Below are 24,831 nucleotides of genomic sequence, written 5' to 3' on the forward strand. Positions count from 1 at the left end.
TTACCCCACCGAGAGGCAATCCGTATATTCAACCAGTTAACTTTTAAGTTGTAACCAATTTTAAAGTTTCTGAGCCCCCCACTCCAGGTATTAATACGGGTATTTTTTGTCTCAATTGTAAAGTAAGGATGAAGTAAGGGGGAATTTGTATGAAGCTTTGGAGAATTATTTAATTTATGGGCAGTTTTTTCCGGTTAGGACTATGAATATTTCCCAAAAAATTCATACAATAAGCACTTATTTTAAAAGAGGGTGTTATGCTGCCAGCAAGAATTTGCCTCAGCTTATTTCTATCTAGCTTGTTCTCAAAAAACAGCAGAAAAGGGAAAAATTACTTACTTTTGCTGTTAATTTTTAGTTTTTGGTCAAATCAAGCAAAAGCTCAGAATATCACACCTGCACCGGATGGTACAGGAACGGTTGTAACTCCAGAAGGTTCGCGGATCGATATTACAGGCGGTACATTCTCCAGGGATGGCAAGAATCTATTTCACAGTTTCAGTCAGTTTGGTGTGCAAGCTGAACAAATTGCTAACTTTTTATCAAATCCCAGTATCCGCAATATTTTGGGGCGGGTAACAGGAGGCGATCGCTCAATTATTAATGGGCTAATACAGGTAAGTGGCGGTAATTCTAATCTTTATTTAGTTAATCCCACCGGGATAATATTTGGCGCAAATGCTCAATTAAATGTTCCCGCATCTTTCACTGCTACTACCGCCACAGGCATTGGTTTTGGTAATAACAATTGGTTAAATGCCACCGGAGCCAGTAATTATTCTGAGTTAGTAGGAACACCGAGCGATTTTGCCTTTAATGTTAGCGTCCCTGGAAGCATCGTTAACGTTGGGAATTTAACAGTTAGTTCAGGACAGAATCTGGCTTTAGTCGGCGGTAATGTAATTAGTACCGGGGCGCTGACAGCACCAGGAGGAAATATCACCATTGCCGGCGTGCCTGGATCGAGCAATGTGAAAATTTCCCAACCTGGACATCTGTTGAGTTTAGAGATTGACCCTTCAGCGCTTGGTCCAAGTGGGATTAATTCCGCTTCCCTGCCTCAGTTGCTGACAGGAGATGGTGGCAGTGCAGCGACAGGAGTGACAGTTGATAGTAGTAACCAATTGGTACTGACAGCTTCAGGAACCAGAGTACCAATTGACGGAGGCGCACATACACCATTAGCGATCGCTTCTGGCTCCCTAAATGTATCAGGAGCAACTGGCGGCACAGTCCAGGTGCTAGGTGACAAAGTAGGGCTAATCGGTGCCAATATCAACGCCTCCGGCACAGCTGGCGGCGGTACAGTGCTGATTGGCGGAGATTATCAAGGTAAAGGAAGCGCAATAAATGCCTCCAGTACATTTGTCAGCAGTGACTCCGCGATTGATGCTTCGGCATCGCAAAATGGTAACGCTGGTCGTGTCATTGTGTGGGCAAATGAGACGACTCGGTTCTTGGGCAACATCAGCGCCCGTGGCGGCGAAAATTCTGGCAATGGCGGCTTTGTCGAAGTATCCGGCAAGAACAACCTAGAATTTGCTGGAATTGTCGATACTACAGCAACCGCTGGTGAGAAGGGAACGCTGCTACTAGACCCCAAAAATATTCTGATTCAAGCCAACGGCACTGATCCAGTCGCCGGGCAATTATTTACCTCAATCCCGGATGGCACGGCAACTATCAGCGGAGCAAACCTTTCGGCAGCAATTGATTTGAACGATGTCACCTTGCAGGCAAATAATGACATCACCATTAACGATAATATTACTGCCACAACACCAGGCAAAGGTCTAACCTTGCAAGCTGGGCGTTCAATTATTCTTAACTTCAATCGAGTTATTGACCTCAAGGGCGGCAGCTTTATCGCCAAGATTAATGACGAAAATGCCAGCCCAGACCAGCGAGACGTTGGAAATGCCCAGTTTTTTATGAACACTGGCTCGAAGATTTTGACCAACGGCGGCAACGTTACGATTGCTCCTGGGGCGTTCGGAGGCAGTGCCATTGGTTCTGTGTCTATATTCGCATCAACCATCAATTCTGATTCGGGTAACATTTCAATTACTGGTACCGCAAGCCCTGGTGGTAGCGACAACATCGGCATCTTTCTGGAAAAAGGCAGCGTACTTGAAGCAACAGGGGCGGGGAATATTACCCTAATAGGTACTGGCGGTGCTGGGATTGATGACAATCGAGGGATATGGCTTGATGAAGGCTCCAGCGTAAGTTCGGTTAATGGAAATATCAACCTAACTGGCACTGGTCAAGGAACTGGAGAAAGCAACCAGGGAATTTATATTCTCGACAACAGCGCGGTGCGTTCGACCGGGAGAGGGAATATTTCACTCAGAGGTACAGGCTCCAATACCGGGATTAATAACAACAATGACGGCATTGCAATGATCGACGGTGGCTTCGTGGAAGCAACGGCAACCGGGAGTATTACCTTAATAGGCACTAGCGGTACCGGAGGAGACGATAATAACGGGATAAACGTTGCTAACACCAGTATTAAGTCGGCGGATGGCAATATTAGCCTGACAGGAATTGTCAATGGGACTGGAAGCAACAATATAGGTGTTTCTGTTTTCAACAACAGCGCGGTGCGTTCAACCGGAAAAGGAAATATCACCATTACTGGACAAAGTACGGCGACTGGAGTTCAAGAAAATCAAGGTGTTAGAGTTAGTACCTTTAGCCGGGTGGAATCAACCGGAACAGGGAATATTAGTTTGACGGGTACTGCTGCCAATGGTTTAGAAGGGATTGTCGTGAAGACCAACTCTTTTATTAACCAGCCTGGAACAGGTAGTAAAATCACACTGACATCTGATGAAATCCAATTCGACGAGACGAGCCAAATCAGGGGCAAGGGCGTTGTCCAGTTACAGCCGCTTACTCCCGGTTTGGGGATAACTGTCGGTGATGTTACCGCCGATGCACGTTTAAATCTAGACACAGCTAAATTAAACAGGCTGCAAAACGGGTTTTCTCAAATTATTATTGGACGAGATAATGGTAGAGGCGCGATCGCTATCAATTCCCACAGCTTTAGCGATCCGGTAAAGATTCAATCACCAGTAGGAAATAGCACCATCACCTCAACAGGTGCGATCGCAGGTACAGGCGATGCTTCAATTACTCTACTTGCCAAAACTGTCAACGTTAACGGCACTATCGCATCCCCCGCAGGTATTACTCTCACCGCTGATGAAATTAATTTGCGTGGCGGAGCAAATTCTGTCAGCAGCAACAACGCGATCGCCCTACAACCATTAACACCAAGTCTAAACATCACCATCGGGGGAATCGGCAACGATGCCAGCTTAAATCTGAATAATATCGATTTAGCCGCCTTGAAAGATGGTAGCAACATCAACATCGGACTGGTAAATGGTACAGGCACCATCACCGTAGACAGCACTGCCACCTTTAACGGCTCGGTAAATGTTGTCGGAGGTTCCAACCTAGTTGCTGCCAACAGAAGCAACACCTGGAACATCACAGGCACCAATGCTGGCAACCTTAATTACCCTAACGGCTTCAGCTTCGCTAATATTGAGAACCTTACAGGCGGAAACCTCGACGACACCTTTAAGGTAAACAACGGTGGTTCCATCAGTGGCAACATCAACGGATTAAACGCCATCGACACCCTTGACTACTCCGCTTATAGTAGTCCCGTCACCGTGAGATTGGGAACTGGAAACCAAGTCACCGCCACAGGCATTGGTGGCACTGTTATTAACATTGAAACCCTGATTGGCGGTGCTACCCAAAATAACAACTTGATTGGTGCCAACACCGTCAATAACTGGAATATCACAGACACCAACTCAGGCAATATCGGTAGTGTTAACTTCCGTGGTTTCCAAAATCTCACAGGCGGCAGTAACACCGATAACTTCAACCTTGGTACTGGTGGCAGCGTTGTCAATATTAACGGTAATGCTGGCAACAACACCATTATTGGTGCCAATATCAACAACACTTGGAACATCACGGGTAACAACACCGGAAACCTCAATGGTGCCAACACTTACGCCAACATCCAAACCCTCACAGGCGGCAGCGAAACCGACACCTTTAAGATAAATAATGGTGGTTTCTTCAGCGGCAACATCAACGGATTAAACGGCAGCGATGCCCTTGACTACTCCGCTTATAGTAGTCCCGTCACCGTGACCCTGGGAACTGGAAACCAAGTTACTGCCACAGGCATTGGCGGCACTGTCTTCAACATTGAAACCCTAATTGGCGGTACTACAAGTAACAACACTGTAATTGGTGCCAACACTGCCAACAACTGGAATATCACAGACACTAACTCAGGCAATATCGGTAGTGTCAACTTCCGTGGCTTCCAAAATCTCACAGGCGGCACTGATACCGACAACTTCACCCTCAGTCCTGAAGGCAGCGTTGTTACTATTGACGGCACGGCTGGCAATAACACCATTATTGGTGCCAATATCAACAACACCTGGAACATTACGGGTAACAACACCGGAAACCTCAATGGTGCCAACACTTACAGCAATATCCAAACTGTGATCGGCGGCAGCAATGTTGACACCTTTAAGGTAAACAACGGTGTCAACATTGCTGGCATCATTGATGGCAGTGCAGGCGACGACACCATAGATTACTCCGCCAACACCAGTCCTGCCACTTTAACTCTGGCAAATCTAGTCAACATCGAAAATGCCATTGGTAGTGCTGCCAGCGACACAATTATCGCCACTAACACCGCCAACAACTGGAACATCACTGGCACCAACTCAGGCGATGTGAAGGGCTTCAAATTCTCAGATTTTGAGAACCTCACAGGTGGCACTGACACCGACAACTTCACCCTCGGCAATAGAGGCAATGTATCCAGCATTGACGGTAATGCTGGCAACAACACCATTATTGGTGCCAACAAAGTCAACACCTGGAATATTACAGGTAACAACACCGGAAACGTTAATGATGCCAACGCTTACACCAATATCCAAAACCTCACAGGTGGCAACAGCAATGACACTTTCAAATTCAACTCAGGCGCTTACATCAGTGGCAACATTGATGGCGTTAACAAAAAGGACACCCTCGACTACTCCGCCTACAGCAGTCCAGTAGAGGTGACGCTAGGGATTAATAATCAAATAACAGCCACAGGCGTTGGCGGCACCATCCTCAGTATTGAAAACCTGATTGGTGGAACTTCTGGCGATAACAACCTGATTGGTGCAAATACCGTCAATAGCTGGAATATCACTGACACTAATTCCGGCAATATCAGCGACATCACCTTCAGTGGCTTCCAAAAACTCACAGGCGGCAGCGATACCGATAACTTCATAGTTAGCGATCGCGCAAACATTACTGGCACGATTATTGATGGCAGTGCAGGTAACGACACCATAGATTACTCCGCCAGCACCAGTGCCGTCACTCTGACTTTAGAGAATTTAGTCAACGTCGAAAATGGCATCGGTAGCGCTGCTGACAACGACACCATTATCGCTACCAACACCGCCAACAACTGGAACATCACAGGCACCAACTCAGGCGATGCGAACGGCTTCAATTTCTCCAACTTTGAAAATGTCACAGGCGGCAATGACAGCGACACCTTCACTCTTGGCACTGATGGCAGTGTTGCCAAAATTGATGGAAGTGGTGGCAACAATACCTTAGTTGGTGCCAACACCGTCAATAACTGGAACCTGGAAGATACTAACTCAGGCAATGTTAATGATGCTAATCCTTTCACCAATATCCAAAATCTCACAGGTGGCACAGAAACTGACACCTTCAAGGTAAAAGAGGGCGCAACCATCGCCAACAACATCGACGGTAACGCTGGCACCGATACCCTAGATTACTCTACCCACAGCGCCAAAATCACGGTAGATATGGGCGCACGTAAAGCCACAGGCGTCGGCGGCACCATCAGCAACATTGAAGGCAAAGTTGGCGGTACTAATACCGAGAATACCCTAGTCGCCACCGACACCAAAAACGTCTGGAACCTCACCAGTAACAACAGTGGCGAAGTTAACGGTGTCACCTTCTCCAACTTCCAAAACCTGACTGGTGGTAAGCTGACTGATACCTTCAAATTTAGCGATGCCGTACAAATCTCTGGCATCATTGATGGCGGTGCCGGGTTTGATGACCTCGACTACACCGCCTACACTACCCCAGTCACGGTAGATATACCAACGGGTACAGCGACAGGTACAGGCGGCATCAAAAACATCGATCCGCTGCCCACCTCAGACTTTTCCACCGATCTGCAAGGCGAAACACCACCTCCTGTATCGGTAGAAAATCAGCCGGATAACACTCCTGTATTGTGTATGGATGGAAGCCTAGAACAACAGATCCCAGAAACCCAAAATCTGCCCCGTTGTCAGTAATAGCACCCCAACAGCCCTCGCCCCCAATTAAGGCAGGGCTGTTTCATCGCGGGCTGCTTCTCTCTTCCTTGTCTTTCCTCAGCGCAGGCTACGCCAACGTGTCCTTTGCGTCTAACGCTTCGCTTCCCCTTCGGCTGATGCGGTTCATTTTTCCGATCATCTTTGCCTACCCACTCAGGAATCCCAAGAATCAAACAAACCTACGATTAAGGCTATCAAGCCTTATCTAAAAAGTCTGGACTCAATAGGGCGGTAATAATCGGCGGAATCCATGCAAAATCACTACCAGCATAAAGAAGAGATTCCGCAAAAAAAGTATCATAACTGGCAGTGGCAATGCTTTTTGTCCAATACCCCTAGAAGACACATCAGCCAATCTTCTGCCAAGCTTCTCCATCCACTTTACACTTCTCGGCGATTCCCACAAACCATCGAGCCACTGTTGAGGAATGCCTGTTTTCCCTACACCTGCGCCGATGATCCCACCTAAAATTGCTGCTGTTGTGTCTGTATCGCCGCCACAACGGATGATTTATCTAACCCCGACTTGATAATCTTTTGGATATTTAAACCAGGCATGAATCACAACTGGAACTGTGTGATAAACATATCCGCTGACACCTGATTTTAGTCCCAACTGCTCTGCAAATGATTCCGTTGTTTGCTCTCGCGCTGCACTTTCCACAGCTTTTTTGATTAGTTCCAGAAATTCCTTCGCCTCTTCTCCTAAAACTTCTTGAAGAGTTTGATAATAACTCTGAGGATAAATAGCCTCTTGACAACTAGAGATATAAGCTGCGATCGCAACAGCTAATGCCCCATATTCTGCTTTTGGATCGGTATGTGTAAGCCGGGTAGATGCCCTAACTAATTCGCGTAATTTTTGACTGTTATTTCCATAACAAACGCCAATAATTGCGCTTCTCATAGCAGGGCCATTTCCTGCGGATAATACACCACTGCGACTACTGGGAAATCCTAACCATAACTTTAAGATTGCTCGTAAAGTGGCGTATCCGATACCAGCTGGCAAACCAAGTAACCAAAAACGCGATCGCATCGCCAGCTGGTTCGTAAATATCTCAGTATCGCCAGCTGAAACTATTAAGGCTTGGGCGACCATGCAACTATGCTCTGTGTCATCGGACACCATCCCCCTACCAAATAGAAATTTGTGTCCTTTTTCACCATAGATTCTGCGTTGCCTGCACTTTGACAAGCCTTCAAAAGGCAGCCCGATAGCATCTCCAATCGCTGTTCCAAGTAAACAACCAATCGCAGAATCTACTTTTTCCAAGGTTACTTCACTGCTCTAAGGTTAACCCATGAAAGAACCTAATTGTAAATTGCAAAAAAATTTCAAACCCTTTGAAATTCCTCTTTAGCTTGCCGATATTTGGCTGCTTTCTTAGCTAACACCTCTTTAGTAATTTCATTGTTTTCATAATCCTTCTTAGCTAATTTATAATCCAGCTTTTTCAACTGATAATCTTGTTGCTTTAACGTACCCTCAACCGAGCTAAGCCAGTTAATAAACCCCAAATATTGAACGGCCCAATCAGGATTTCCCGTCCCAGAAATTGCTTTGGAAGACAAAGCATTATTTAACACTCTGTTAGGGATAACGCGCATGGCATCCGAAGAAACCTTCTTATTAAAGGTATTTTTAACTGGTGCCTCAGAACTCACAGTTTTGAGCTGCAACTGAGTTACTTGAGATGAACTAGAACTGGGTTGCGCCTGCAAGGATTGTACAGGAGCAGCCCTCAGTATTCCAGCAACGGCGATGGAAATCATAAAACCACCAGCAGCGGCGGCAATTAAGGAAATATTATCTTTCATAACTCACAAAAGTTGTATTGTCAGAGTTGAGTGGTCAGGGGTCAGCGATCCGTTGCGAATGACTGTTAGTGGTCAGTGGTTAGCAATCCGTTACGAATGACTAATGACCACTAAAATATTTGACTCTACTCAGGGGATTTTTGGTTCCAATTTTCTCTCCGCAATCGGGGATTGACAAACTCGCTCAATCCTTCTCCTAGTAGAGACAAGCCTACCACCATCAGCGTCATCGCCAAACCAGGGAACAAAGTTGTCCACCAAATCCCCGTAGGTAGAGCATCCAGAGCCTGACGTAGATCGTAGCCCCATTCTGGAACCTGATCGGCAAGTCCCAGTCCGAGAAATCCCAAACTACCTAAAATCAAAATTGCATCAGCAGCATTCAGGGTGAACAACACTGGTACGCTCTGAATCACGTTGAGAAACAGGTAGCGAGAGAGAACCGTCCAGGTGTCTGCGCCCATTGCTTGTGCAGCTTCGATGAACAGTTCATTTTTCACGCTGGCGGTGTGGTTGCGGACAACGCGATAATATTGAGGAATGTAAGATATGCTGAGCGCGATCGCTGCATTGAAAACCCCCCGCCCCACCACAAATGCCAGCGTCACTGACAGTAGCAATCCCGGCAAAGTATAAATTGTATCCATGAAAAAGAGCAGCACCCGATCTGGTCTGCCGCCCAAATAACCGCTGACTAAGCCCAGTGGCACCCCAATGACAACACTCAAGAGTGTTGCCAAAATGACTACTTGCAACGCTGCTTGGCTTCCAAACAGTGTGCGCGAAAAAACATCGTAGCCTTGGCGACTCGTACCAAACCAATGACGTAACGAGGGCGGTTCGTGAATTGGGTTAGCCAGAGACTCCAGCGGATTTTGCAGCCATCCCCAAGCTTGAAACGCGGGAGCAAAAATAGCTGTAACCACGAAAATCAGCGTAATAACTAGCCCCACCCACATCATCTGCATAGACAGACTGGGGCGACCAGATAAACGCAAAAATGGAAGTTTGGTAAGGGTCATAGGCTTCTGTTCAACTTGGCACATCAACGCCCTGAGGCTACACAAAAGAAGTTATACCAATTTGCCCTACAATGCTAACTATTTGCTCCCGCCAATAGAGCTAAAAAAGGAAAGAACAGAATTTGTTGTCTGAAACTGGAAAAATGCTATTAGCCCGCGAAGGCGGGCTAAGTTTGTGTAGGTGCGACTTGAGTCGTCAGACTACATATATTGTTCAATCATTTGACGAAACTGGCTCTTTTGCTTAACGCCCTTCATTTCGCCGACTAATTCCTTATTTTTGAAGAATTGCACCGTGGGCGTTCCGGTAACACCAGCATTCTCGGCAATTTCTCTATCTTCGGAGATATCAATCTCCACAAAGTGAATTTTGCCGTCGAACTCATCCACCACCTTATTTAAAATCGGCTTCAGAGTGTGACAAGGGCCGCAGTTGGGAGAAACGTATTTCACCATCAGCAGGCGATCGCTATTATGATACAACTTCCGCAGTGCATAACCACCCTCATGTCGCGTCGCTTGCGGGTTAAACGCCTCCTCTGGGTTAATTTCAGCTACTTTATCCCCAGGCGCATCTGCTGGCGTATCCGCGTCTTCAGACGTGTGTATCTGCTGACGATACTCCTGAATCAAACCATTAACAGAAAGCCACCGTTCCGCCAACATCGCCGCCATACAGCCAGTACCAGCAGCAGTAATCGCCTGACGAAACTCATGATCTTGAACATCGCCAGCAGCAAAAACGCCCTCAACGCTGGTTTCCACAGAACCCGGTTTCGTCACAACGTAACCAACCTCATCCAGTTCCAACTGTCCCTCAAATAGAGATGTGTTCGGCTTATGTCCAATCGCGTAGAATAAACCCTTAACAGGTAAAACGCTCTCTTCCCCAGTCTGAGTATTCTGGAGTTTGACACCCATCATGCGATCGCTTTCACCGACAACATCCACAGGCTGACTATTCCAGTGAACCGTAATTTTGGGGTTATTCAAAACCCGATCCTGCATCGCCTTACTTGCCCGCATCTTCTCTGTGCGTACTAACATATGAACGCGAGATCCATACTTAGTCAAGTAAACCGATTCTTCCGCCGCCGAGTCGCCACCCCCAATCACAGCCAGTTCCGCACCGTGGAAAATCGGTGTCGCACCATCACAGATAGCACAAGCCGAAATTCCCCGACTCCAAAATTCATGCTCGCTAGGCAATCCCAAGCGTTTCGCCGTCGCCCCAGTAGCAATTACAATACTATGAGTTCTAACTTCCCGTTCCTCAGAACGCACAGTAAAAGGACGTTGACTCAAATCCACCGCGATCGCATCCTCAGTGTATAATTCAGCCCCCCAACGCTCAGCCTGAGCCTTCATCCGATCCATCAACTGCGGCCCTGTAATCCCTTCCGGAAACCCCGGAAAGTTCTCCACCTCCGTCGTTGTCATCAACTGTCCCCCAGGTAGTCCTCCAGCCTGAAACCCTTCAAAAACAACAGGTTTCAGATTCGCCCGCGCCGCATAGATAGCAGAAGTATATCCAGCAGGGCCAGAGCCGATAATCACTAAGTTCTCTACGATTGGTTTGCTCATAAAGTTATACAAACTCATAACGACTACGTTTTATTATAACTAGGTGAACAGGCGAGCGCCAGAAACTTTTGCTCATTTAGTATATTTCTGCCCTAAAAGTGGGAACACTTGAATAGCAGCGCTGACATCAACTATATTTTGACCCACTTCCAAGACAGGCAAAAACTCAGCATCAGGATAAATTTCCAATGAACGACCAAACATCAGATTTACTAGAAAAAATCCGTCAGCAATTTGAAACTTCTCCTTATCCTAGAGTTCCACTAGATAAATCACCAAAGTCTGACCCTAATTTGCTTTATATTCATAACCTAGTAACCCCTTACTATTTAAGAAACCAAAAGGTTATAGACACTAAAGGTAAAGTGATTTTAGATGCAGGTTGTGGCAGCGGCTACAAATCCTTAATTCTAGCTGAAGCTAATCCTGGCGCAAAAATTGTAGGAATTGATTTATCAGAGGAGTCTGTAAAACTATCGCGTCAACGCTTGCAACACCACGGATTTGAGAATGCCGAATTCTATACCCTCTTGATAGAGGATTTGCCAACTTTAGGCATAGAGTTTGACTACATTAACAATGATGAAGTCCTTTATCTCCTACCTGATGCAGTTTTAGGATTGCAGGCAATGAAAGCCGTTTTAAAACCAGAAGGAATCATTCGTACTAACCTGCATAGTTCACTACAGAGGAGCATTTTCTTTCGCGCTCAAGAAGTTTTTAAAATGATGGGTTTTATGGATGAGAACCCCCAAGAGATGGAAATCGGTTTTGTTCGAGAAACTATGGGGGCTATGAAAGATCAAGTTCTTCTCAAGTTGCAGACCTGGAATCCTAATTCTGAAATAGAAGACGAGCGGATTCTAGCAAATCACTTACTTCTAGGTGATAAAGGTTCTACTATACCTCAAATGTTCTCGGCTTTGAGAGCTGCTGATTTAGAGTTCATCAGCATGGTGCAGTGGCGACGATGGGACTTAATGGATTTGTTTAATAATCCTGACGATTTACCTGCATTTCTGGCACTAGCTCTCCCCGAAACTTCTGTGGAAGAGCAACTGCATCTGTTTGAACTTTTACATCCTGTCCATCGTCTGATTGACCTCTGGTGCGGTCATATAAACCAAGCCAAGCCTTTTGTATCAATTTCTGAGTGGACGACCTGTCACTGGCAAGAAGCGCAGGTGTCTCTGCATCCTCAACTGAGAACCCCGAAATTAAGAGAAGACCTTGTAGCTTGTATTTCTGAGCTAAGAATGTTTGAAATTAGCCAGCATCTTCCCATTCATGAGGGGTTTGTCAATATAGACAGCTCAAGTGCAGTGTGCCTGCTACCATTGTTGGACGAGTCTCAGTCGATGATGTCTCTGGTGAAGCGCTGGAAGCAAGTCAGACCTGTTCATCCTGTAACTTTAGAGCCTACAGATGAGGGAGAGGCTTTTGAGATAGTCAAACAGCTCCTGACTCGGCTGGAGAGCCTTGGTTACGTGCTGCTGGAGTGCTGCGCCTAAGGTTGCTGGGATGTATCCCTAAAATTTTTTTTTCACAGGGTGATATGAAAGTAAGCGGAAGTGGGTAAGTTAAATCCAACAGATAGAAGTTAAGCATCCCCCACCTCAAGGAGAGATCCCTCATGAAGACCGAACTAAAAGCTAAGTTCCTGCAACACCTAAATCAGAAAAAGCAAGACGAAGGTTTCACTCTGATTGAACTTCTCGTCGTTATCATCATCATTGGTATCTTAGCTGCCATTGCCCTCCCATCCTTCCTTAACCAAGCCAACAAAGCTAAGCAGTCTGAAGCTAAGACATATGTCGGCTCAATGAATCGGTCACAGCAAGCTTACTATCTAGAGAAAAATACTTTTGCGGCTAATGATGGCTTCGGTAAGCTGGGTCTTGGCGTCGCAACCCAGACGACTAACTATAAATACGTGATTCAGCCTGCAACTGCTCCGGGCACTGGTATCTCCAATGTCACCAACCAGGCACAGCAGGTATTAGCAGCGGCTCCAATCAAAGCATACATTGGTGGCGTAGGTGTAGGAACAGTGCTAGCTACAAGTGAGGCAACCACGCTGGCCCTATTGTGCGAAGGTCAGAAGGCTCTTGTAACCGGCGGTGTGAATGGCCAGCAACTTGTAGCTCCTCCAGCTGCTGGCGGACAAACCTGCCCCGCCGGTTATGACGCCATTAAGTAGTAGAGAAGAAAGTCTCGCTCTGCTGGCGCTCTACTGGTGTTAGTAAGGCTTAATTAAAAAGTCTTGATTACAGCTTTTGCTAGAGTGGGTAGTATATTCTACCCACTTTGTTTTATTGACATAATAGCGAGGAAAGTGCTCTCGCAGAGTTTTAATTGGAAGAATGCGAGTGGTATGCTCACTGCAAAAAACAATCTTTTATGACTGGTGAAAAATCTCCTGCTGATCTGACAAACTGGCAGCAGCAAGCCTATCAATATCTAATCCAAGAGGACTATCGAGAGGCCGCCAACCTCTATGAACAGCAGCTCGAAGCTGAACCTGATATCAGATCCCACTACTGGCATTTGGGGCTACTATTGCTATTGCAGGAGCAAGAGACAGAGGCTCAGACAACCTGGATGCTGGCAATGGCAGAAGCAACGCCAGAACAGGTTGAACTTGCAACAACGGAACTGCTCCAAGTTTTGCAAACCGAAGCCGAACGGCGCGAGGCGCTTGCGGACTATTCAGTTGCTTGGGCAATCCGACAGCATATCAGGGAGATAAACCCCAGCGATATCAATAATTTATTACATCTGCTTCGACTCTCAATCGAACTTGACACCCTTACTAGAGAAGATTTCACTTCCCTGGGACTGATCCAGATGCTCCAGTCAGGGGAAGCAACAGGAGTTAACCCTGATTTAATGCTGGAGGTGTTACGGAGCATATTGGATTACGCACCGCATGAACCACTATCGATTGAGTTCACAGAAGCCTGTTTATCTTATGTTCATGAATCTCAAGCTTTGCTCGATGTACTCCTGTCTGCATCGATCAAAATTGGTTATTCGATGAAGCTGTTCGCCCTGGCAGCTCATATTGCTAATTTAGCCCTATCCTTAAATGCTAAAAATCAGGAGGTTTTGAGGCATTTAGCTACTTTTTATCAGAATGCTGGTCAATATGATGAAGGTATAGAAACGGCTAGGTTGTGCTACTCTCTAATGCAAACCTTACCTGATAAGATTTTTGCTAATCATTTAATTTTGAGAGGGTTAATGAGTGCTGGTGGTTATTGGGAAGAAGCAGTTGCTGCTTTTGGTCAGCACGAATCATTACTCCTGTCACTGATTAAGGAAAATCCTCTTCCTCTCGACCAGACGCCGACACTTCGTCTGTTTACACCGTCATTTTTCTTTCCTTATTTTAAAGACGATCCCAGAAGTAACCGTTCAATTCAGAATGGAGTAGTTCAAGTTTGTCAGTCTAATGTTCATCTTTATGCTAAAGAACAAGCGGAACAATATCATAAACGCTCATTGCTTAATCTGAGAAATGTTCCTACTAAACCTCTCAAAATTGGATATTTATCCCATTGCCTAAAAACCCATTCTGTAGGCTGGCTAGCACGCTGGATTTTTCAGCATCACGATCAACAGCGATTTGAGGTCAATGCTTATTTGGTAAACTATCAACCATATATAAATGACCCTTTAGAAGAAAAACTTATTGAGCAGGTGAACAAAGCCCATAAATTGGGAATTGATGGTCTTGCAATTGCCGAACAAATTTATCAGGATGAAATCGATATATTAATTGATCTTGATAGTATCACCCTGGATATCAGTTGTGAGGTGATGGCGTTGAAACCTGCGCCTGTTCAAGTTACTTGGTTAGGCTGGGATGCATCGGGACTACCTGCAATTGATTATTTCATCGCTGACCCCTATGTTTTACCAGAATCTGCTCAAGATTACTACTCAGAGAAAATCTGGCGTTTGCCCCAAACCTATATAGCTGTCGATGGTTTTGAGGTGGCTGTGCCAACTCTACGCCGGGATCATCTGGATATTCCCAACGATGCAGTGATATATTTCAGCGCTCAAAGGGGCTTTAAGCGTCATCGTGATACAGCACGGTTGCAAATGAAGATTCTTAAAGAAGTGCCAGATAGTTATTTCTTAATCAAAGGTTTATCTGACCAAGAATCAATCAAAATCTTCTTTAACCAGATTGCCGAAGAAGAGGGCGTAAATAGCGATCGCCTGCGATTCCTCCCAGAGGTCGGCTTAGAATCTATCCACCGTGCCAACTTGGGCATTGCTGACGTGGTACTAGATACCTATCCCTACAACGGAGCTACCACTACATTGGAAACTCTTTGGATGGGGATTCCATTGGTAACGCGAGTTGGGGAGCAATTTGCCGCGCGTAACAGTTATACCATGCTGATGAATGTAGGCGTAACCGAGGGAATTGCGTGGACAGATGAAGAATATGTGGAATGGGGTGTCCGCTTGGGGAAAGAAGCTGCTTTGCGCCAAAAAATAGCTTGGCGGTTAAAACAATCAAGGCAAACATCTCCATTATGGAATGCTAAGCAGTTTACCCGCGAAATGGAAAAAGCCTATGAGCAGATGTGGGCTAAGTATCTTGAAAGCAGATAGAATTTAATTGAAATTGAAATTGATGAGGCTGTTGACATGACAACACTTAAGCTCCATATTGGAGGCACAGAACCGCATCCCGACTGGAAGATATTAGATATTGAGGCTCGTCCAGAAGTTGATTTCGTGGGCGACGCTGCCCACTTAACTCAATTTGAAGATAATTCTATTGAAGCAATCTATGCAAGTCATGTTCTGGAACATTTTTATTATGGACTTAATGATGAATTAATTAACGTTCTTAGAGAATGGTATCGCGTACTTCAACAAAACGGAAAGCTTTTTATCAGCGTACCTGATTTAAAAGTTTTATGCTGGCTTTATCTTCATCCTAGCTTGATGCCGATGGAGCGATACCAAATCATGCGAATTATCTTTGGTGGTCAAACTAATCAGTATGATGTTCATAAGGTAGGTTTTGATGTTGATATTTTAGCTTTGTACTTAGAGGAAGCTGGCTTTCAAAACTATCAAGCAGTACCAGAGTTTGGTTTATTTAAGGACTGTAGCAGCCTTCGGCTTGTAGATACTTTAATTAGTCTCAATGTAGTGGCAACAAAGGCTGAAACATTTAAAAGCTAGACGATTACTCACTAATTACAGTTTCCTGCACTTCATTTTGAGCTAAGGTTTAAAGTAGCACAAACTGTGATAATGTCTACCTTCTTGCCATAACTTAGGAAGTTTACTAGATGTTCTTTCTATCTCGTCACAACTTAAGCCAATTGATAAGTGGTTTCATCGTTTCTATATTATGTATGTTAACAATTGGCTTTCTGCAAGTACCTCAACTAAACAAACTCAGGACGAAGGCGAAAATTGCTTCAACGGAATATTCAAAAAGAGAAGTTGAGTCAGAAAAATTACGCCTCAATCTGCTTCAAAATCTTCCTAGTTTTAGTTTTAATAATATTTTTGCAAACTGGACATTTTTGGAATTTTTGACGTATTTCGGTGATGAAGTGGCACGGGAAAAGACTGGTTATAGTCTTAGTCAAGAATATTTTGAGATAATTGTGGAGCGAGATCCGCGTTTCTTAAAAATGTATCAGTTTCTTCCTACCAGTATTTCTATGTATGCAGGTATGCCAGAAAAATCTGTTGCGCTTATGGAGAAAGGGTTAAGGTCGATTGCCAAGAAGCCGCTTCCAAAGTCTTATTATGTCTGGCGTTATAAAGGGACTGATGAATTGTTGTTTTTAGGAGATTCCCAAGCTGCTAGGAAATCATTTGAAAAGGCAGCGGAGTGGGCGAGTGTTTATGCTGACCCAGAGAGTCAGAATGTAGCCGCTATTTCTCGCCAAACTGCACAATTTTTATCCCGCAATCCTAACAGCAAGTATGCTCAAGTGGGTGCTTGGTCAATGGTTTTACAGAATGCGGTTGATGATCGCACACGCCAGATTGCCATAAGTCGCATTGAGGGGTTGGGTGGCAAAGTTGTGGTTACGCCGGAAGGAGAGGTGCGGATTCAGCTACCGGAAAAAGATTAAAGGGATACTGGGCTTCAAAATAAAACTGCCCTACAGCAAAACCACTGTAGAGCAAGAGGACAGTTAAACGCTTTCTTTAGTTTCCGGAAATTTCGCATCCAGCGACTTACCCTTTGTGACGGTATTTACAGTGTCCATTGTCAGCTGAATAGAGGCGGCCTGTTTGTTTGCTAAATCAGCTGGTTTAACAATACGCCTAGACTAAACCCGGTCATCGATACAATGGCGATAATCCAAAATGATTGCGTTCCACTGAACCCAGCAGTCTGAAGGTCTAGTCTGGTTAATGCTCCTGCTGAGAGTAGAACAAGAATATGAGCAAAAAAACTAAACCATGTCATGATGAAAACTCCAGCTAAAGCACTTGCAATCACGCAGAGGAAAGCTCTGGTGTCGGAGTTCATCCACTGGGAGAAAAAGGCTCTCAGGAGTGTTAGGGGAGCGGTTAAAAGCAAAGCAATGAGTATGACTAAAGCTGTTTCAATCAGCCAAAAATTCCACGAGAAATTAGAGGAAAACAACCAGCCGAATACGCTATATGTAACCAGAAGCAGTGCCAGAGTTGCCCAAGGCAATTTCTTCAGGAAAGACATTCATTAGTGGCGCTCATTTTAGCGACGGATTTGTTTAACACGACATTACACTGAAATGGTAAACTTTCGGCATTTTTTTCAGAATTTTTATAGGCTGCCGAGGAAGCTTTGCGAGTTATTTTCTTCTGTGATTAGGATCACAGGAAAGGATGATCGATATCGTCTTCAACAAGTTCCTGAATGGGCATACTAAGAGACGACTGAACTCTAGCCGAGTCATCAATAGGGAACACACGACCAGCCGACAGGTTCTGTAGAGGGACTGTCGGTTTTTTGTTTGTAATTATTAGGAATCCAGATTAGCAATTGAGGCGATAGGGAATTCTGGGAATGGGCAACTTTTTATTGCCTATCAGCAGAATTACTTATCGCCTCCCTACTACGCTTATCGCCCACTTGGGCTAAGGGCTAAAAACGCTAGAATTAAGACATGGCTTGAATGATGTAATCAAAGTAGGGAGCGGCTGCGATCGCATCTTCCTCTCCCAGTAAGTCAAGAGATGCTTTTTTCAAGCAACGGATTGACTCAACCATGCCTGGAACAGGAACGCCGAGGGAGTTATACATTTCCCGCACACCAATCAAACCAATTTTTTCAATCGGTTCTTTGTCACCTGCGAGGACTCCGTAGGTGATTAGACGCAAGTACCAGCCATAATCGCGCAGGCATAGCGCCCGTTGGCGCTCCCCGTAGGCATTACCGCCAGGGGCGATAAAGTCGGGGCGTTTCTGCCAGAGTTGCTTGCTGGCTTCTTGAACAATTTTTTTCTCATTTTCGGCTAGCGTGGCAGCAATCCGCGTCCGCTGTAGCCCTGTTTCCAAAAATTCTTTGATGCTCTTGAGTTCGCCGCTGCTGGGATAACGCAGTTCGTCGTCGGCTTTGAGAATAACTTGGCTTATTACACTCATGGTATTGGGATATATCGGGATATCATTCGTTAGTTTAACGACTTGGTGGGACACAAATAAAGGGAAGGAAATACTATGTCACTAACAAAAGTGCTGGATACGGGTGCCAACGGGGCTAATGAAGCTCAGTGGAAACAAGGTGAATTGGTAGAAGCGGTCATTAGCGATCTCGGTGATAGCGGTGAAGGAGTGGGACGAATCGGCGACAGAGTGGTATTTGTAGCAGATACTGTTCCCGGCGATCGCGTCCTAGTTCGATTAGTACGAGTCAAACCCCAATACGCTCATGGTAAGCTGCACGAGATACTAGAAGCGTCCGCTTCGCGCATCCGCCCTGGCTGTATCGTCGCAGATAAGTGCGGCGGCTGTCAGTGGCAACATATTAACTATGAGTTTCAGCTTGAAGCCAAGCGCAATCAAGTCATTCAAGCCCTACAACGCATCGGCGGATTCAACCAACCACCAGTCGATCCCCTCCTGGCAGCGGAATCTCCTTTAGGTTATCGCAACAAAGCCACCTATCCCCTAAAAAGGTCATCCACAGGTCAAGTACAAACAGGATACTACCAAAAAGGCAGCCATCACCTGATTAACCTGAATCAGTGTCCAGTGCAAGATCCCCGCTTAAATCCCCTGCTTGCTGAAGTCAAGCAAGACATCCAAAAACGGGGTTGGGGAATTTACGACGAAAAACTGCACCGGGGGAAAGTGCGTCACCTATCCCTGCGGATTGGGCGACGCACTGGCGAAATCTTGCTGACTTTGGTAGTAAAAGACTGGAACTTGGTAGATATTGAGGCTCAAGCGCAAGAATGGCTAACTCGCTATCCACAGTTAGTAGGTGTCTCGCTGAATCTCAACCCAGACCGCACAAATGCCATTTTTGGGACAGAAACTCGTTGTATTGCTGGTCAATCTTACTTGTGCGAGGAATTCGCTGGCTTACAGTTCCAGGTGCGCCCGGATACATTTTTCCAGGTATATACAGAGCAAGCTGAAGGATTGTTGCAGGTCATTGTAGACCAGTTGAATCTGCAAGGCAACGAGGTGCTAGTTGATGCCTACTGCGGCATTGGCACCTTAACTCTGCCCTTGGCGCAGCGGGTGCGGCAAGCAATTGGCTTGGAGGTGCAACCAGAAGCCGTTGAACAAGCAACTCTGAATGCTCAGTTGAATAATATTACCAATGTGACGTTTCAGACGGGAGCAGTGGAGACATTACTACCGCAGCTAGATGTCACGCCAGATATTGTGTTAATTGATCCCCCGCGCCAGGGATGCGATCGCGCTGTACTCGAAACCCTCCTCAAAACTAAGCCCCGCCAGATTGTCTACGTCAGTTGTAAACCTGCTACCCTAGCCCGCGACCTCAAATTATTGTCTCAAGGAAATAGCGACTATCAATTAACCCGTGTACAACCCGCTGACTTCTTCCCGCAAACGTCTCACGTCGAGTGCGCCGCCTTCTTGGTACTAAGCGATCCCACCTAACCAAGCTTTTTGTTCACCTTAAAGGTAGCTTTTTTCGCAGATTTTGTTACAATAAAGGAGGTGGTTTTCCCTACTACTTATGGGCTAGAAACCACACCTCTAGAGGTCACAAGGCAAGCGAATTAGTCGCTTTTTGTTGGCAAACTTGCCAAAACCAGCAGCGAACCAACAAAAATGCAATTAATCTCATGTTAATAAAAATGAGATTACCGCGCTTTTCATACGAAATACAAAGCTTGTGGCGTAGGTGTATAAAGCCTGGACATCATCTCGAAGATACCTATGATGCTGTTTTTTCCCTTACGGAAAGATGAGTCCAAAACTACAAGCCTCAAAACTTACAAGTCTCAAAGGTGTATAGCGCTAACGCGCATACCCGTCAGGATCGGACTGTTAATTCTATTGAATGAAAGTCTAGAGGTTTTTTTGAGTGATTGCTATCTCACAGCGTCCGATGGGACGAACTTCGGGCATGATTAGCTTCGCTTCTACCCTCTATCTTTGCCCCGTTCTGGATCTGCTGCTAGCAGAGATTCCCGAAAGGTGGCAAGCGGAAATTAGACTAGGGCTGCAAGAAGCGCTAGTCAATGCGGCGAAACACGGGAATAAGCTAGATCCTAGTAAAACGGTTTCGGTACGCTTTTCGGTGGTAGAAGGTCAGTATTGGTGGGTAATCTCAGACGAAGGAGTGGGCTTTTCTCCTCCCTGTGACTGCCGTTGCGATCCCGAAGAATTCCTCCCTCACGACGAGTCTGAAAGCGGTAGAGGGATGTGTATCCTACACCAAATCTTCGATCAAGTTCACTGGAACAATCAGGGAACGGAACTGAGACTCTGCAAGCAAGTCAAAAATCGCTTCCGCAACCCTCTGATTCGGTAAAAAAGGCAAAAGTAAAAAACAAAAAAATAAGTTTAATAACTAATTTAACTTTTTTGTTTAACTTTTCTTTTCTATCTTTACTTTTGCCTTCCTTTAGCGACCATGTGTTGGACAAGGCGGTGCTGAGATAGATTTGTCTAGCCATCCGGAAGCCTGCTGGAAGCGAACCAAGGCTTCTTCGGGCTGATCTTTCAGGAGAAATACCAGTGCGGCGGCGGCTTGTTCGCCAGCGCGAACTTTGCGGTTAGACTTGAGACGATGCCAATCATTGGGAGTAATGGCAAGACGTTCTGCTAGGGCTTGAGCTAGTTCTAAGGTAGTAAATTCGTTCAAAATGGCGGTTTTAGAAAGCTGGGTGGGTTGAGACATACTGTAAAGTTGGTAATGGGTAATTGGGAAAAGTTAGGAGCCTGGAGTCAAGAGTTGTTCATTTAAAACTCATAACTCAAAACGCGATATATTGCGTCTCTACAAAACCCTTGAAAGTATCGTATTTATCCCTACTGTAGTGTATGTCGCCCGAAGCGCCCCTGCCATCGTCCAGCGATGAAGTAGATTTAAGCCAAGAAATCGCAGAAGTTGAGCAAAATCTTGCCCTCCTCAAAGAACGTTATGCTCAAGTGCAGCAAGACACGCAGCGTCAGGGTGAACTTCAGCAGCGTTTAAACTCTGTGCAGAAAGAATTACGTCGCAACCGATCCCAGGAAGTGCAAGCCGAGTTACAGCGCCTCAAACAAGAACTCGAAACCATAGAATTTAACCTAGAAAGCCGTCTATTTTCTTGGGACGCTTTTAAAGAACCTTTTTGGCAAGCTGTCCGCTTTGCAGGACTGGGCATTGCTGTAGGCTGGATACTAAAGTCCTGTGCTGGATAGATTGGTTTTGGGCGAGGTAGAAATATGGTGAAGCGGATTGTAGATATTTTACGAAATGGTCAACCTGAAGAATCTGTCACAGTTCAGGGCTGGGTACGCACGAAACGGGAATCGAAGGAATTTGCCTTTCTGGAAGTCAATGATGGCTCATCAATGGCTAACCTGCAAATTGTACTCAATCAGGATTTGCCAAACTACGCCGAGGTAATTAAGCAGCTAAATACTGGCGCATCCGTAGAAATTGCTGGGGTGCTAGTACCTTCTCTGGGGAAAGGACAGCGGATTGAGTTAAAGGCCCAAACGGTGAAAGTCTACGGGGAGGCTGATCCCGAAAGTTATCCCTTGCAAAAGAAACGCCACTCGTTCGAGTTTTTGCGGACAATTGGACACTTGCGATCGCGTACTAATTCCTTTGGGGCAGTTTTCCGCATCCGCAACGCCTGCTCTTACGCCATCCACCAATTTTTTCAAGAGCGGGGATTCCTCTGGATTCACACTCCCATCATCAGCGCTAGCGACTGTGAAGGCGCGGGAGAGATGTTTACCGTCACCAGCCTCAACCTGAGGAATGTTCCCCGTACAGAGGCTCAAGAGGTTGATTACAGCCAAGATTTCTTCGGTCGTCCCGCTTACCTCACCGTCAGCGGACAACTGGAAGCCGAAGTTATGGCGATGGCTTTTAGCAATGTATATACTTTTGGCCCCACTTTCCGGGCAGAAAACTCTAACACTTCTCGCCATTTGGCAGAATTTTGGATGGTGGAGCCTGAGATGGCTTTTTGCGACTTGGAAGGCGACATGGATTTAGCAGAAGCCTTCCTGAAGCACATTTTCAAGTATGTGATGGAAACTTGCCACGAAGACATGGAGTTTTTCAATCAGCGAATTGATAACTCCGTTCTCGCCACTGCTGAAAATATTATCAATAACCAGTTTGAGCGCCTGACTTATACGGATGCGATCGCGCTCCTGGAAAAAACTGATCAAACCTTCGAGTATCCCGTCAAATGGGGCTTGGATTTGCAGTCAGAACACGAACGTTATCTGGCAGAAGAAGTATTCAAGAAACCCGTTATACTCACCGATTACCCAACAGAAATAAAAGCCTTTTATATGCGCCTGAACGACGACGAAAAAACCGTCCGGGCAATGGATATCCTCGCACCAAAAATAGGTGAAATTATTGGGGGTTCGCAGCGAGAAGAACGTTTGGAAGTTTTACAGCGCAGGATAGAAGCTCAAGGTTTAAATCCGGCTGATTATTGGTGGTATCTCGACTTACGCCGATACGGAACTGTACCTCATGCTGGCTTTGGTTTAGGCTTTGAAAGATTGGTGCAATTTATGACCGGAATGGGCAATATCCGAGATGTAATTCCTTTCCCGCGTGCGCCTTTGACTGTGGATTTTTAAGCAGTGGCTGCAATAATTACTATTGCCGAAAACATCACTACTTTTGCTCAGGTAGAGGATAAATTTAACCTCACGCAAGCAGACAGCGACGAATTTTTCTCTGAAGGGTTTGAGGGTTTGCCTGAAATTACCGACCAGGAAACAGAAACCTTGGATAGGGGAAAAAAAGATACTACTACCACAGGAAAGGAGGGCCTTTAGCGGAAGGAGCCGTTAATTTAATGGTTTTGTCTCCGCTACTGGAACTCGCTGGTTTTTACGATTATCCCTTTACAATAAGTGCGGAACCAACGGTACAAATCTCCGTTGAAGACAAAGAGGAAATCTATCGGGGACGTATTGATGTTTTAGTGCTGCAAGAGCAATTATGGGTTTTGGTAGTTGAGTCGAAGCGTACAAACTTCGCCTTCTCTTTGGCAATACCACAGGCTCTAACCTATATGATGCCTAGTCCCAATTCTGACAGACCAACTTTTGGAATGGTGACTAATGGCGAAACTTTCATGTTCATAAAGTTGCTTAAGCAAGGCAAACCGCAGTATGCTTTGTCAGATGATTTCTCCCTCTACCGTCGTCGCAATGAATTGTATGATGTAGTGCGGGTGTTAAGGCGAATTGGCAGAGCGATCGCGCATTCCTGATTCGCTTGATTTTAGGCTCAAGATTTACGGATGGCGGACGTTTGTGAGCCTCAGTCGAACGATGAAATGTGGTTTAAAGCAAAATGTTTTAAGTCGTGGATATAGCAATTTGTTTATGGCTGCTGAACGCCCATAAAACCGATAAATTTATCGAAACCGGGTTGAAAGATAGCATTTTTACAACTATAAATTAACTGGATCGCGTTGTCGCCGATAGTGTAAAAAAACTTCCTGTTCAATTGTATGAACTGACAATAATTCCAGACGAGGTGCCAAATCTGGCAAAAATCCCGAACCTTCCACAGGTGTAGGCGCTGTTGCACCCCCCAGAATCATTGGACACACAGTTAGCCACAATTCATCGATCAAATCAACTGCAAACAGCGATGCTACCAGTTCCCCGCCCCCCAAAACAGCCAAATTTTGCAACCCCAACTCCCAAAACTGGGCAAAAGCAGCAATCCAGTTGAATCCCTCTCTTGTAGCCTCAACCACCAACACCCGCTCAAATTCTGCGCGTCCTTCCCAGCGTCTAGCACCAGCCTCTGTAGTAAGCAACCAACGGGGTACAGGTTGACGAAAAAAGCGCCATTCGGGATCTAAATCCCCTAAAGAGGAGCAAACAATTTGCACAGGCTGCGGCGATTTGCCACACTGTAGTCGTAAGGTGAGTAGTTCTGGATTAGAAACGCTCAATGTTGTTCCATAAGCGCGGAGAGTACCTGCACCAAACAAAACGCCATCAGCTTGAGAAACTTGTTTTTCCAAGTGAGTGCGATCGCTACCAGAAGAAAACCTTGCGCGATCGCGCCGCACATCCGCAATCTTGCCATCAGCACTCATGGCTAAAACAACGGTCGTCGAAGGGCGTTTCCCGGCAAGATTTGCAGTCATGGCTGCTGAAGGCGATAAAATAATTAATTTTACATTAATTATTTTTTATACTGAGGTATTTGGTGTAGAAATTCTGCAAAGTCAACCTCCCCAGGCTATACGAGAATCAAAGAACCGTTCTAGGATGTAATGGATCTGTCAGAAAGTAT

The 24,831-nt window shown here is 45.6% G+C and carries 21 protein-coding genes and 1 pseudogene; 14 read left to right on the forward strand and 8 right to left on the reverse strand.

All coding sequences use genetic code 11. The features are described from left to right. Positions 1-257 precede the first annotated feature (257 nt). Complete coding sequence (locus H6F66_RS13900; protein WP_190422196.1) at positions 258-6,413, forward strand: filamentous hemagglutinin N-terminal domain-containing protein; 6,156 nt, start codon at positions 258-260, stop codon at positions 6,411-6,413. A 271-nt stretch (positions 6,414-6,684) separates the two neighbouring features. Further along, positions 6,685-6,903 (forward strand): hypothetical protein, encoded by a 219-nt coding sequence (locus tag H6F66_RS28395; protein WP_242019195.1) that lies wholly within the window; start codon positions 6,685-6,687, stop codon positions 6,901-6,903. Between the two features lie 12 nt (positions 6,904-6,915). On the opposite strand, the pseudogene H6F66_RS13905 reads toward H6F66_RS28395, so the two are convergent. Continuing rightward, positions 6,916-7,710 (reverse strand): annotated as a pseudogene (locus tag H6F66_RS13905) (ADP-ribosylglycohydrolase family protein); the annotation flags it as partial. Positions 7,711-7,772: 62 nt separating this feature from the next. After that, entirely contained in the window at positions 7,773-8,117 is a 345-nt protein-coding gene (locus H6F66_RS13910) for a hypothetical protein (protein ID WP_206755793.1), read from the reverse strand. 82 nt (positions 8,118-8,199) lie between these two features. On the opposite strand from H6F66_RS13910, the gene H6F66_RS28010 reads away from it, so the two are divergent. After that, a complete protein-coding gene (locus H6F66_RS28010) occupies positions 8,200-8,355 on the forward strand; it encodes a hypothetical protein (protein ID WP_190447881.1) in 156 nt (51 codons plus the stop codon). 25 nt (positions 8,356-8,380) lie between these two features. On the opposite strand, the gene H6F66_RS13915 is transcribed toward H6F66_RS28010, so the two are convergent. Together H6F66_RS13915 and trxB are read right to left on the reverse strand one after the other, a co-directional pair. Next, complete coding sequence (locus H6F66_RS13915; protein ID WP_190422198.1) at positions 8,381-9,277, reverse strand: ABC transporter permease; 897 nt, start codon at positions 9,275-9,277, stop codon at positions 8,381-8,383. A 201-nt stretch (positions 9,278-9,478) separates the two neighbouring features. Further along, positions 9,479-10,861 carry a thioredoxin-disulfide reductase gene (gene trxB, locus H6F66_RS13920; RefSeq protein ID WP_190422200.1) on the reverse strand — a complete coding sequence of 461 codons (1,383 nt, stop codon included), beginning with the start codon at positions 10,859-10,861 and terminating at the stop codon, positions 9,479-9,481. Between the two features lie 188 nt (positions 10,862-11,049). On the opposite strand from trxB, the gene H6F66_RS13925 reads away from it, so the two are divergent. The 5 genes from H6F66_RS13925 to H6F66_RS13945 all read left to right on the forward strand — a co-directional run bounded on the left by H6F66_RS13925 (position 11,050) and on the right by H6F66_RS13945 (position 16,986). Further along, positions 11,050-12,372, forward strand: coding sequence for a class I SAM-dependent methyltransferase (locus H6F66_RS13925; RefSeq protein ID WP_190422202.1), 1,323 nt, complete (start codon positions 11,050-11,052; stop codon positions 12,370-12,372). Between the two features lie 122 nt (positions 12,373-12,494). After that, positions 12,495-13,061, forward strand: a complete 567-nt coding sequence (locus H6F66_RS13930) for a type IV pilin-like G/H family protein (RefSeq protein WP_190422204.1) — start codon at positions 12,495-12,497, stop codon at positions 13,059-13,061. A 200-nt stretch (positions 13,062-13,261) separates the two neighbouring features. Then, entirely contained in the window at positions 13,262-15,493 is a 2,232-nt protein-coding gene (locus H6F66_RS13935) for an O-linked N-acetylglucosamine transferase, SPINDLY family protein (RefSeq protein WP_190422206.1), read from the forward strand. A gap of 36 nt (positions 15,494-15,529) precedes the next feature. After that, positions 15,530-16,075, forward strand: coding sequence for a methyltransferase domain-containing protein (locus tag H6F66_RS13940; protein ID WP_190422208.1), 546 nt, complete (start codon positions 15,530-15,532; stop codon positions 16,073-16,075). A 110-nt stretch (positions 16,076-16,185) separates the two neighbouring features. Continuing rightward, entirely contained in the window at positions 16,186-16,986 is an 801-nt protein-coding gene (locus H6F66_RS13945) for a hypothetical protein (RefSeq protein ID WP_190422210.1), read from the forward strand. A gap of 170 nt (positions 16,987-17,156) precedes the next feature. Here H6F66_RS13945 and H6F66_RS13950 read toward each other — a convergent pair whose 3' ends face one another. Together H6F66_RS13950 and apcD are read right to left on the reverse strand one after the other, a co-directional pair. Next, on the reverse strand, positions 17,157-17,579 hold the full coding sequence (locus H6F66_RS13950; protein ID WP_190422212.1) for a hypothetical protein: 423 nt from the start codon (positions 17,577-17,579) through the stop codon (positions 17,157-17,159). A gap of 423 nt (positions 17,580-18,002) precedes the next feature. Continuing rightward, positions 18,003-18,488, reverse strand: a complete 486-nt coding sequence (gene apcD / locus H6F66_RS13955; protein WP_190422248.1) for an allophycocyanin subunit alpha-B — start codon at positions 18,486-18,488, stop codon at positions 18,003-18,005. Between the two features lie 75 nt (positions 18,489-18,563). Here apcD and rlmD point away from each other — a divergent pair, with 75 nt between their 5' ends. Together rlmD and H6F66_RS13965 are read left to right on the forward strand one after the other, a co-directional pair. Then, positions 18,564-19,979, forward strand: a complete 1,416-nt coding sequence (rlmD, locus tag H6F66_RS13960) for a 23S rRNA (uracil(1939)-C(5))-methyltransferase RlmD (protein ID WP_190422214.1) — start codon at positions 18,564-18,566, stop codon at positions 19,977-19,979. 430 nt (positions 19,980-20,409) lie between these two features. Next, positions 20,410-20,859, forward strand: a complete 450-nt coding sequence (locus H6F66_RS13965) for an ATP-binding protein (RefSeq protein WP_190422216.1) — start codon at positions 20,410-20,412, stop codon at positions 20,857-20,859. 93 nt (positions 20,860-20,952) lie between these two features. Here H6F66_RS13965 and H6F66_RS13970 read toward each other — a convergent pair whose 3' ends face one another. Further along, positions 20,953-21,228 (reverse strand): DUF6439 family protein, encoded by a 276-nt coding sequence (locus H6F66_RS13970; protein WP_190422218.1) that lies wholly within the window; start codon positions 21,226-21,228, stop codon positions 20,953-20,955. 143 nt (positions 21,229-21,371) lie between these two features. Between H6F66_RS13970 and H6F66_RS13975 the strand changes: the two genes are divergently transcribed. From H6F66_RS13975 to H6F66_RS13985, 4 genes are read left to right on the forward strand one after another with little or no spacing between them, the layout of a single operon-like run. Continuing rightward, positions 21,372-21,734, forward strand: coding sequence for a DUF2203 domain-containing protein (locus H6F66_RS13975; RefSeq protein ID WP_190422220.1), 363 nt, complete (start codon positions 21,372-21,374; stop codon positions 21,732-21,734). Between the two features lie 24 nt (positions 21,735-21,758). After that, positions 21,759-23,147, forward strand: a complete 1,389-nt coding sequence (gene asnS, locus H6F66_RS13980; protein ID WP_190422222.1) for an asparagine--tRNA ligase — start codon at positions 21,759-21,761, stop codon at positions 23,145-23,147. Positions 23,148-23,150: 3 nt separating this feature from the next. Further along, a complete protein-coding gene (locus H6F66_RS27695) occupies positions 23,151-23,348 on the forward strand; it encodes a hypothetical protein (RefSeq protein ID WP_199295236.1) in 198 nt (65 codons plus the stop codon). Between the two features lie 20 nt (positions 23,349-23,368). After that, positions 23,369-23,788 carry a type I restriction endonuclease gene (locus H6F66_RS13985; RefSeq protein ID WP_199295237.1) on the forward strand — a complete coding sequence of 140 codons (420 nt, stop codon included), beginning with the start codon at positions 23,369-23,371 and terminating at the stop codon, positions 23,786-23,788. A 183-nt stretch (positions 23,789-23,971) separates the two neighbouring features. Here H6F66_RS13985 and H6F66_RS13990 read toward each other — a convergent pair whose 3' ends face one another. After that, on the reverse strand, positions 23,972-24,682 hold the full coding sequence (locus H6F66_RS13990) for a RibD family protein (RefSeq protein ID WP_190422224.1): 711 nt from the start codon (positions 24,680-24,682) through the stop codon (positions 23,972-23,974). Positions 24,683-24,831 lie beyond the last annotated feature (149 nt).

Source organism: Trichocoleus sp. FACHB-6 (assembly GCF_014695815.1).
Taxonomy (GTDB): Bacteria; Cyanobacteriota; Cyanobacteriia; order Cyanobacteriales; family FACHB-T130; genus Funiculus; species Funiculus sociatus.

What these genes read in the sequence shown, in the direction of transcription:
- H6F66_RS13970 (WP_190422218.1), bottom strand. Translation starts at nt 21,228, where the DNA reads ATGTCTCAACCCACCCAGCTTTCTAAAACCGCCATTTTGAACGAATTT.
- H6F66_RS13925 (WP_190422202.1), top strand. Translation starts at nt 11,050, where the DNA reads ATGAACGACCAAACATCAGATTTACTAGAAAAAATCCGTCAGCAATTT.
- H6F66_RS13915 (WP_190422198.1), bottom strand. Translation starts at nt 9,277, where the DNA reads ATGACCCTTACCAAACTTCCATTTTTGCGTTTATCTGGTCGCCCCAGT.
- H6F66_RS13985 (WP_199295237.1), top strand. Translation starts at nt 23,369, where the DNA reads ATGGTTTTGTCTCCGCTACTGGAACTCGCTGGTTTTTACGATTATCCC.
- trxB (WP_190422200.1), bottom strand. Translation starts at nt 10,861, where the DNA reads ATGAGCAAACCAATCGTAGAGAACTTAGTGATTATCGGCTCTGGCCCT.
- asnS (WP_190422222.1), top strand. Translation starts at nt 21,759, where the DNA reads ATGGTGAAGCGGATTGTAGATATTTTACGAAATGGTCAACCTGAAGAA.
- H6F66_RS13950 (WP_190422212.1), bottom strand. Translation starts at nt 17,579, where the DNA reads ATGTCTTTCCTGAAGAAATTGCCTTGGGCAACTCTGGCACTGCTTCTG.
- apcD (WP_190422248.1), bottom strand. Translation starts at nt 18,488, where the DNA reads ATGAGTGTAATAAGCCAAGTTATTCTCAAAGCCGACGACGAACTGCGT.
- H6F66_RS13900 (WP_190422196.1), top strand. Translation starts at nt 258, where the DNA reads ATGCTGCCAGCAAGAATTTGCCTCAGCTTATTTCTATCTAGCTTGTTC.
- H6F66_RS13930 (WP_190422204.1), top strand. Translation starts at nt 12,495, where the DNA reads ATGAAGACCGAACTAAAAGCTAAGTTCCTGCAACACCTAAATCAGAAA.
- H6F66_RS28010 (WP_190447881.1), top strand. Translation starts at nt 8,200, where the DNA reads ATGGAAATCATAAAACCACCAGCAGCGGCGGCAATTAAGGAAATATTA.
- H6F66_RS13975 (WP_190422220.1), top strand. Translation starts at nt 21,372, where the DNA reads ATGTCGCCCGAAGCGCCCCTGCCATCGTCCAGCGATGAAGTAGATTTA.
- rlmD (WP_190422214.1), top strand. Translation starts at nt 18,564, where the DNA reads ATGTCACTAACAAAAGTGCTGGATACGGGTGCCAACGGGGCTAATGAA.
- H6F66_RS13940 (WP_190422208.1), top strand. Translation starts at nt 15,530, where the DNA reads ATGACAACACTTAAGCTCCATATTGGAGGCACAGAACCGCATCCCGAC.
- H6F66_RS28395 (WP_242019195.1), top strand. Translation starts at nt 6,685, where the DNA reads ATGCAAAATCACTACCAGCATAAAGAAGAGATTCCGCAAAAAAAGTAT.
- H6F66_RS13990 (WP_190422224.1), bottom strand. Translation starts at nt 24,682, where the DNA reads ATGACTGCAAATCTTGCCGGGAAACGCCCTTCGACGACCGTTGTTTTA.
- H6F66_RS13945 (WP_190422210.1), top strand. Translation starts at nt 16,186, where the DNA reads ATGTTCTTTCTATCTCGTCACAACTTAAGCCAATTGATAAGTGGTTTC.
- H6F66_RS13935 (WP_190422206.1), top strand. Translation starts at nt 13,262, where the DNA reads ATGACTGGTGAAAAATCTCCTGCTGATCTGACAAACTGGCAGCAGCAA.